8 protein-coding genes are annotated in these 8,968 nt (G+C 28.9%); 7 read left to right on the top strand and 1 reads right to left on the bottom strand.

Annotated features, from left to right (window positions below; genetic code table 11):
• Positions 1-145: 145 nt before the first annotated feature.
• Positions 146-349 carry a hypothetical protein gene (locus Q0F58_RS15170; protein ID WP_294378344.1) on the top strand — a complete coding sequence of 68 codons (204 nt, stop codon included), beginning with the start codon at positions 146-148 and terminating at the stop codon, positions 347-349.
• Positions 350-992: 643 nt separating this feature from the next.
• Here Q0F58_RS15170 and Q0F58_RS15165 read toward each other — a convergent pair.
• The gene (locus Q0F58_RS15165) at positions 993-3,008 is read right to left on the bottom strand and encodes a methyl-accepting chemotaxis protein (protein ID WP_294378341.1); all 2,016 of its coding nucleotides are present in this window, start codon (positions 3,006-3,008) and stop codon (positions 993-995) included.
• Between the two features lie 440 nt (positions 3,009-3,448).
• Here Q0F58_RS15165 and Q0F58_RS15160 point away from each other — a divergent pair, with 440 nt between their 5' ends.
• From Q0F58_RS15160 to Q0F58_RS15135, 6 genes are all read left to right on the top strand, one after another.
• The gene (locus tag Q0F58_RS15160) at positions 3,449-4,114 is read left to right on the top strand and encodes an amino acid ABC transporter permease (protein WP_294378339.1); all 666 of its coding nucleotides are present in this window, start codon (positions 3,449-3,451) and stop codon (positions 4,112-4,114) included.
• A complete protein-coding gene (locus Q0F58_RS15155) occupies positions 4,095-4,772 on the top strand; it encodes an amino acid ABC transporter permease (protein WP_294378336.1) in 678 nt (225 codons plus the stop codon). The genes Q0F58_RS15160 and Q0F58_RS15155 overlap by 20 nt, the downstream gene beginning before the upstream one ends.
• Before the next feature lie 9 nt (positions 4,773-4,781).
• Positions 4,782-5,534, top strand: a complete 753-nt coding sequence (locus Q0F58_RS15150) for an amino acid ABC transporter ATP-binding protein (RefSeq protein ID WP_294378334.1) — start codon at positions 4,782-4,784, stop codon at positions 5,532-5,534.
• Between the two features lie 140 nt (positions 5,535-5,674).
• Positions 5,675-6,544 carry a cysteine ABC transporter substrate-binding protein gene (locus Q0F58_RS15145; RefSeq protein WP_294378330.1) on the top strand — a complete coding sequence of 290 codons (870 nt, stop codon included), beginning with the start codon at positions 5,675-5,677 and terminating at the stop codon, positions 6,542-6,544.
• A 262-nt stretch (positions 6,545-6,806) separates the two neighbouring features.
• On the top strand, positions 6,807-8,402 hold the full coding sequence (locus Q0F58_RS15140; RefSeq protein WP_294378327.1) for a leucine-rich repeat protein: 1,596 nt from the start codon (positions 6,807-6,809) through the stop codon (positions 8,400-8,402).
• Positions 8,403-8,582: 180 nt separating this feature from the next.
• Entirely contained in the window at positions 8,583-8,861 is a 279-nt protein-coding gene (locus Q0F58_RS15135) for an ATP cone domain-containing protein (RefSeq protein WP_294378325.1), read from the top strand.
• The last annotated feature ends 107 nt before the right edge of the window (positions 8,862-8,968 follow it).

Here is an 8,968-nt window from a genome sequence, read left to right as displayed (position 1 = left end):
GCATATAATAAAAAAATAAATTCATAATGTTAGTTTTTTTGGAACCTATATGTAAAATAAAGAGTGTATTATTTAATGAGATATAAAACTAGGAGGAGATTATTATTATTACCTTGATGAAACTATAACAAGCAGTATAGGAATAATGAAAACAGGATGGCAGTTTGTAGGCGGATACTGGTTTTACTTTAACAGATCAAGTGATCAGGGAATTGAAGGAATGATGAATAAAGGTGGATGGAGAAATATAGATAGAAACTGGTATTATTTTTACTCTGATGGTAAAATGGCTAGGAATACATGGATTGATGGATATTATGTAAATAACAATGGTGCATGGGTGAATTAAATATATTTATATTGTACGATAAAGGATGAAATCTTTTTAAGATTTCTTATATGTACCAGATAAATTTCAGATGTAATTCTAATACTGCAATATATATTATATAAATTAAAAAACATATCATCAAAATGTTTTTAAGAATAAAATAAAAAAGAATACAGAATTATGATTTGTCGAATAAAAATAAGAAAAATTTATAAAAAAATGTAGAAATAAAGAAAAAAATATGTTATTATAGATTCAAGCAAAAGATAATAAAAATGTAAAAACAAAAGAAGTAAGGACAAAAGATGAATCTTACTCTTAAAGAAATGTTAAATACCACATATACAAAAGGTAAAAACTGTATAAATTTCAGAATATAAGAACAAAAGATGGTTTTTATTTATAGTAATTAAATAATCCCTTATAATCTTCAATACCCTTATGAAAACCAGTAAGTACATTTGCCAACTGTACTTGCTGGTTTTTTATTTTTATATATGAAATTATAGAATTAAAAAACTAAGATTTAGTCACATAATAGACTAAGAGAAATATAAAAGTGCTAAAATATTATTTGTAAAGAAGACATATACAGATATTTTTATATAAGAAATAAATAAAGACTGTAGTTAAATAGTTATAACCACAGTCTTTATGTATATTATTTAAGGGTGAATTTTTTAATCATATTATCCAGTGTTTCTGCCTGAGCAGTTAATTCCTCAGTTGCAGCAGCACTTTCTTCTGCAACTGCTGAGTTTGATTGTACTATATCTGAAATCTGTTCGATTCTATCATTTATTTGTTTAATAGAAAGGGCTTGATTTTGTGCAGCACCAGTTATATTATTAACTAAATCTGCGGCCTCTTTAGTATGTTTTACTATTTCATTCAGCATTTTTGAAGTTTCATCAGTAATCTGTTTTCCTTTGGCAACTGATTTTATTGAAGTTTCTATTAAATCAGCAGTATTTTTTACAGCTTTTGAGCTTTGTTCAGCTAATTTTTTAACTTGTTCTGCTACAACAGCAAATCCTTTACCGGCTTCACCAGCCCTTGCAGCTTCTATTGCTGCATTTAATGATAAGAGATTTGTTTCTTCTGCAATATTATTTATAGTTTCTATTATGCTTCTTATATTTTGTGAGTTTTCTTCAATTTCATCCATAGCAGTAAGCATTTCATTCATTTGCTTATTGCCTCTTTCTATATTTTTAGTAAGTGAATTTACTATAGAATTTGTGTTTTGGGCATGGATTGAAGTATTGCTTATCTCTTCTGTTATTTTATTCATAGATTCAGTAAGATGGTTTATGGAATCTGCTTGTTCTGTAGCGCCTGTTGCTAGATCCTGAGAAGTTTCAGACATTTGGCTGCTTCCTTCATGAACTTGAAATCCTGCTTCTTTTATTTCATGGAAAGTTTCATTTAACTTTTGAATTATCTCAGAAAGTGATTTCTGGATTTCTATAAAATCACCATCATAATTCATGCTGGTTTCAACAGCAAGATTTCCAGCTGCAATGCTTCCAAGAACCTGTTTTATATCTAATATGTACATCCTTAAGGATTCTACAGTTTTTTTAGTAGCATCAGCTAATATTTTTGTTTCATCATCAGTAGTTATTTCTGGTATATCACTTTCTAAATCACCTTTTGAAAGAAGTTCTAATCTATTTATACATGAATTTATTGGATTTGATATGTTATATGATAATATTTTTGAATATTTTATGTTAAGAAGTAATAAAATAATTGCTAGTACTATTATAATAAGAATTTCTTTTTTCATTCCTGATAAAAATTCATCAGTTTCACCAGCAAGTCCAATACTCCAGTTATTTGTTTTATCAATAGGGGTATAAGCAATAGTCTTTTCTAGAAAATCATAAGTATAAGTTCCAAATCCACTTTCACCAGCAATCATTTTCTTTTGTATTTCTGCCAAATCTTTATATGAGGAATCAGTATTAGAATCATTTATAAAGTTCTTTTTATTTTTTACCAGACTTATATCATCATGAGCAATAATGTCTCCATTGCTATTTAAGATATATGAAGAACTATTATCACTTAATTTTATTTTTTTGGTTATTTTTGATAAAAAGTCAGCATCTTTAAATCCATATACTACTCCTTTAATTTGACTATTTCTTATTATTGGAGCCATTATGACAAATTGTGGTTCGTTAGTTTTGGCATTTATCATTAAATCAGATATTGTTGTTATATTAGTGCTTGTACAAAAATCAAAACAAGCAGTATCAGTTATTTCAGATATATCTGTTCCATATAAAGTATTTTCATTTATGTCTGCATAGCCGATATTTTTAAAATCATAATTCTTGATAGTATTGTTAAATTGTATGTCTAACTGTTCGGCGTTAAAATTATCTTCATCAAAAATTTGATTGTTTGCTAAATCAGTCATTGCAGCTTTATAATTATCAAGATTAGAGGTTATTTCCATTGAAGCTAATTCAGCTGATTTTGACAAAGTTTTCTTTAATGTTGAAATTATTGAGAGATAATTTATTGTTAAAGATACTATTGTTATTAAGATTAATGGAACAGCAGATGATAAAATCATATTTAACATAATTTTTTTGTCAATTTTTTTGTTTGTAAGATTGCTTTTTGCTTTCTTAAAACCCTTTTTTAATTGTAGTTTTCTCATTAAAAATCCCCCTTTAGTAGCTCATATACGTTATTAAAGCAATTCTGTAATATATTTATATTATAACAAAAATATATATATTGAGACAGTATTTATTAAAAATATAAAAAAATAAATAAAAAATTACAATTATCTTGACTGGCAATATAAAAAAATGTTTCATAAACATAAATATAATTAAACATATTAGAAAAAATTTGCTTAAAGATAATGAAATCATATAGAAACTTTAAATTTATTTTAGAATGTTATAAATAGTGATACGTATGATTAAAGAGATATTATTTGGTAACTTGGAAAAATTAAAAAAATGTCTGTAATTTCACATAATATAGGCAGTTATTTAATGTTGACACAATTGGTTATATTTGATAATATACTAATATCCTACAGAAATAGTAAGAATTAATATAATATTGTTTTTAGAAAGGTGATAGTTAATGAGCATCGATTGGAATTTTATTTCTGACAGTATACCTTTGTATGCAGAAGCAGCATGTCTTACAATTAAACTCGGTTTTATAGGAATAGTATTATCAATTTTGATTGGAATGATATGCAGTATTATTTTATATTTTAAAGTGAAAGTTTTAGATTGGATTGTAAAAGCTTATATTGAACTTTCAAGAAATACTCCATTGCTTGTACAGATATTCTTTTTATATTTTGGGCTTCCTAAACTTGGGTTCACAATGAATGAAACATCATGTGCAGTAATTGGACTTGCTTTTCTTGGAGGAAGCTATATGGCAGAAGCATTCAGAAGTGGTCTTGAGGCAGTTTCAAAAACTCAGATTGAATCTGGTATAAGTATAGGACTTTCAAAAGCCCAGCTTATAAGATATGTTATAATTCCTCAGGCTTTTTCTATAAGTATGCCGTCAATAAGTGCAAATTTTATATTTCTTTTAAAGGAGACTTCAATTCTTGGAGCTATTTCCATAATAGAAGTTACTAATTTGACAAAGGATCTTATAGGAATGTATTACAGGACTTTTGAGTCTTTAGCAATGCTCGTTATAGTATACCTTATTATTATACTGCCTGTGTCATTTGTACTTACAATAGTAGAAAGGAAGTTGAGATATGCAGAATTCGGCAATTAGTATCATATTTCAGGGAAAAAATCTTCAGCGTATTTTTGAAGGACTGCTGACAACAGCTGAAATTGCATTTATATCTATAATAATAGGTTCTCTTATTGGAATTTTAATTGGTTTAAGCAGAACATCAAAATGTAAAATTGTTCTTTTTATAAACAGGGTTTACCTTGAAGCATTCAGGATTATACCTACACTGGTATGGCTGTTTATATTCTATTTTGGGGTAACAACAGCATTAAATATAAATTTAGCTGGAGAAACTGTATCAATAATAGTATTTACATTGTGGGGAGCAGCTGAAATGGGTGATATTGTAAGAGGTGCATTAGAGTCTCTTCCAAAGCATCAGATAGAATCAGGAAAGGCGCTTGGATTAAGCAGTTATCAGCTTTACAGATATATCATGATTCCACAGGCAATAAGAAGGATGATACCGGGAACTATAAATCTTGCAACAAGAATGGTAAAAACTACTTCTCTTGTAGTTTTAATAGGAGTTATAGATGTTGTTAAAGTTGGACAGCAGATTATAGAAACTGCAAGATTTGAATTTCCAACTGCATCTTTCTGGATATATGGTTTTATATTTTTCTTATATTTTATAATTTGTTATCCATTATCAAGAATATCTAAAAGACTTGAAGCAAAATGGAATAATTAGGAGGAAGTTATGGACAATCAGAGCAATCCTGTTTTATTAAAGGTACAGGATATACATAAAAAATATGAAGATGACAGGGAAATATTAAAAGGAATCAATTTAGAACTTCATAAGGGAGAAGTTCTTGTTATACTTGGACCTTCAGGATGTGGAAAAAGTACATTCTTAAGATGTCTTAATGGACTTGAAAAATTTCAAAGTGGTGATATTAAATTTAAAGATATCAGTTTTAGTGATAAAAATGCAAATTGGCAGGAGATTCATCAAAAAATAGGAATGGTTTTTCAAAATTATGAATTATTTCCTCATATGACAGTTATGGAAAACATAATGCTTGGACCCTTAAAAGTTCAAAAAAGGAATAAAGAAGAAGTGACAAAGCAGGCTGAACAGCTTCTTGAAAGAGTAGGACTTCTTGATAGAAAAGATGCGTATCCACGCCAGCTTTCAGGTGGACAAAAGCAGAGAATTGCTATAGTGAGAGCGTTATGTATGAATCCTGAAGTTATATTATTTGATGAAGTTACAGCTTCTTTAGATCCAGAAATGGTTAGAGAGGTTTTAGATGTTATGCTTGAACTTGCAAAACAGGGAATGACAATGGTTATAGTAACTCATGAAATGGGATTTGCACAGGCTGTTGCAGATAGGATAATCTTTATTGACGGAGGAAAGATATGTGAGGAATCAGAGCCAGAACAATTTTTCACAAATCCTAAAACTGAACGTGCTAAACAATTTCTTAATATATTTCAGTATTAAATATTAATATTTTAAACAGTTAATTTTGATTAAAAGAAAAAATTAATATATAAATTTGGGGAGGCAATATATTGCAATAAATTATTATTACAGTATATTTTGCTATAAATAATTCTTTTAAGAAGAGGGGAAGAAAGAGTATGAAAAAATTAAAAAAATTAGCGGCTATATTACTTGCAGGAGCTTTATCAGTAACTTGTCTTGCAGGATGTGGAAGCCAAAATAATGAAGCAAAAACTACAGATGCTGGAAAGAGCACTGTTGATGCAATAAAGGAAAGAGGAACTATAAAGATTGGCGTATTCAGTGATAAGGCACCTTTTGGATATGTAGATTCTAATGGAGAAAATCAGGGATTTGATGTGTATATTGCAAAAAGATTTGCAAAAGATCTTTTAGGAGATGAATCAAAGGTTGAGTTTGTACTTGTAGATGCAGCAAGCAGGGTTGCGTATCTTGAATCAAACAAGGTTGACATTATTATGGCAAACTTTACAGTTACAGATGAGAGAAAACAAAAAGTTGATTTTGCTAATCCTTATATGAAAGTTTCTCTTGGAGTTGTTTCACCAGAAGGAGCACCAATAAAATCAGAAGATGATCTTGCAGGAAAAAAGATAATTGTTGCTAAAGGAACAACTGCTGAAACATATATGACAGAAAAGCATCCAGAAGTAGAACTTGTGAAATATGAACAGTATTCAGAAATATTCCAAGCATTGAAAGATGGACGTGGTGATGGTATATTAAGTGATAATACAGAAGTTATTGCATGGGCAAAAGACAATCCTGGATTTACTGTTGGAATTTCATCTTTAGGAAGCATAGACACAATTGCTCCAGCTGTAGCTAAAGGAAATGCAGACCTTAAGAATTGGATTAATACTGAACTTGAAACTTTAGGAAAAGAAAATTTTGTGCATAAGGCATATGAAGATACATTAGAATCAGTATATGGTTCTGAATTTGAAGATAATCTTGTTGTTGAAGGTGGAGTTGTTACAGAATAATTCATTATAGTTAAGAGAATTTACCTTAAATAATAAAGAGAAAATAATAAATAAATTTTTAAACTGAAGTAAAAGCAGATTATAGTACTTTGCAATAGTCTATAGTCTGCTTTTTATTGTAGTTATAATTTAATGAAATATAATTTATTTGGTTAAGCAATTATTTTTGGATTTTTAAGGGCATATTAGGACTTGAAATTAAATAATCAATTGTATAATATATTAATAATTTCTAATTAATGGAATAATAAGGGAGAAGAATATGATAAAAATTAATAAAAGAATTGTAGGACTTATATCAACAGCTTTAGCAACAATATCGATTTTTAGTCAAAGTAATATGTCTGCATACGCAGATCCATACCATGAAACAGTAGAATACAAAGAAATTAAAGTAATATCTTCAGAAATGCCTGAAGAAGCAACTGATGATCAGGGAAATATATGGAAGTATTACAAATATGAAGATGGGACTATATGTCTTTTTGGAATACAGAATCCTAAAGAATATATTGAAATACCTTCAAAATTAAATGGTACTAGAGTTACAGGAATATTGAGTCTTGTAACTGTAAAGAGGGCTAGTGTATCTGATTCAGTTCAGTATGATCAGACTATAAAGAGCATAAAGATACCTTCAACTGTGAGAAGAATTGAACCTGAAGCATTTAATTTATGTGTAAATCTTGAAAATATAGATATGCCTGAAACAGTTACAAGAATAAGTTATTCTTCATTTAACAATACAAAATGGCTTAAAAATCAAAAATATAATGATGGATTTTTAATTATAAATAACATTCTTCTTGATGTAAAAGATAAATCTGGTGATGTTGAAATCCCTTCAGGAGTTTTAGCAGTAGGAGAAAATGTTTTATATGGAAATAAGGAAATTACAAGTGTTACTATTCCAGAAACAATGATTGAAATAAGAAAAAATGCATTCTGTGGCTGTATAAATTTAAAGAAAGCTGTTTTTAAGAACAATCTTACTTTTGTGGAACCATATGCATTTTCAGGTTGTGATAATCTAACAGAAGGAGAATTTCCTATAAGAAATAAAATAGCCACATATGCATTTGATGGTTCACCAGTATTTGATAAACTCGTGTGGGGCCAGTCTATTGTAGATAATATAAGCAGGGAACCTGAAAGCAGCATTCTCACTATGAATAAATCTGTAGATAATATAGAAACTCCTAATAATGGAAATATAAATAATGCTTCTGATAGTTCGCAAATAAAGGAAGGATGGAATACAGTTGGTGGAGAGAGATATTATGTGGATTCTCACAATGCATTTGTAACTGGCTGGAAAGACATAGATTCAGGAAGATATTATTTTTACAGCAATGGCCAGATGGCAGTAAATTTTATTAACCTTGGAAATGATTCTGTGTATTACCTGGAACCACAATATAATAATATGGGAAAACTTGTTACCGGATGGAGGTATATAGATGGGGAATGGTACTATTTCAATCCTGAAGGTGATGGAGTAAGGGAAAAAGGATACATGAAGACTGGATGGCTTTATAATAATGGAAGCTGGTATTATTTTTATGGAAATGGTCAGATGGCAACAGGCTTCATAAGATTGGGAGATGACTATTATTATTATTTGGATCAATCAAGTACAAGCAGTATTGGTATAATGAAAACAGGATGGCAGAGAATAGATGGATATTGGTATTATTTCAATACAAGCAGCGATACAGGAATTGAAGGTAAGATGAACAAAGGATGGAAGAATATAGGGGGAAATTGGTACTACTTCTACTATGATACTGGAAGAATGGCAGCAGGCACATGGATAGATGGATATTATGTAAATTATAGCGGTGCATGGGTGAAGTAAAATTACATTTAAAACTCATCTAACACATATAAAAATATCAAAGAAATCTTGGAAAGATTTTTATCCTTCCTTGTCCATTGTATATTGTCAATTACGATATATATATGATATACTTAAGTCATCAAATAAATTAGTACTTTATTGATTATTTGGTATAAAATTAGTAGACAAGGGGGATTTATGATGGTTGTTAGAAAGAAAAATGGATTAAAAGAAGAGTTCAATATAAGTAAAGTAATAAGATCTATAGAAAATGCAGCAAAAGATATAAACATTAATCTAACAGAATCAGATCTTTCAAATGCAAGCAGATTAATTGAAAATTTTTTAAAAGCAGAAGGAAGAGAAGAAACTTCTTCTTATGAGATTTTTGGAGCAATAGTCTTTAAATTGAAAGAACTTGACTATAAGAATGTTGCACAATCTTATGTAAGAGGTGCTTTAGGATTAGATAAGTAAAGCTGTATTTTAAATTTTGTAAAAAAGATTTTCTCAAGGTCATATTGAGAAAATCTTTTTTGATTAAGGGGGACATATTAAATGAAATATTATGTGGTAGATTCTTT

The sequence above is a fragment of the uncultured Clostridium sp. genome (assembly GCF_934754915.1).
GTDB lineage: Bacteria > Bacillota > Clostridia > Clostridiales > Clostridiaceae > Clostridium.
This window is presented reverse-complemented; position numbering and strand designations above follow the sequence as displayed.

Coding starts and splice junctions, on each gene's coding strand:
- Q0F58_RS15170 (WP_294378344.1), top strand. CDS start 146: ATGAAAACAGGATGGCAGTTTGTAGGCGGATACTGGTTTTACTTTAAC.
- Q0F58_RS15165 (WP_294378341.1), bottom strand. CDS start 3,008: ATGAGAAAACTACAATTAAAAAAGGGTTTTAAGAAAGCAAAAAGCAAT.
- Q0F58_RS15160 (WP_294378339.1), top strand. CDS start 3,449: ATGAGCATCGATTGGAATTTTATTTCTGACAGTATACCTTTGTATGCA.
- Q0F58_RS15155 (WP_294378336.1), top strand. CDS start 4,095: ATGCAGAATTCGGCAATTAGTATCATATTTCAGGGAAAAAATCTTCAG.
- Q0F58_RS15150 (WP_294378334.1), top strand. CDS start 4,782: ATGGACAATCAGAGCAATCCTGTTTTATTAAAGGTACAGGATATACAT.
- Q0F58_RS15145 (WP_294378330.1), top strand. CDS start 5,675: ATGAAAAAATTAAAAAAATTAGCGGCTATATTACTTGCAGGAGCTTTA.
- Q0F58_RS15140 (WP_294378327.1), top strand. CDS start 6,807: ATGATAAAAATTAATAAAAGAATTGTAGGACTTATATCAACAGCTTTA.
- Q0F58_RS15135 (WP_294378325.1), top strand. CDS start 8,583: ATGATGGTTGTTAGAAAGAAAAATGGATTAAAAGAAGAGTTCAATATA.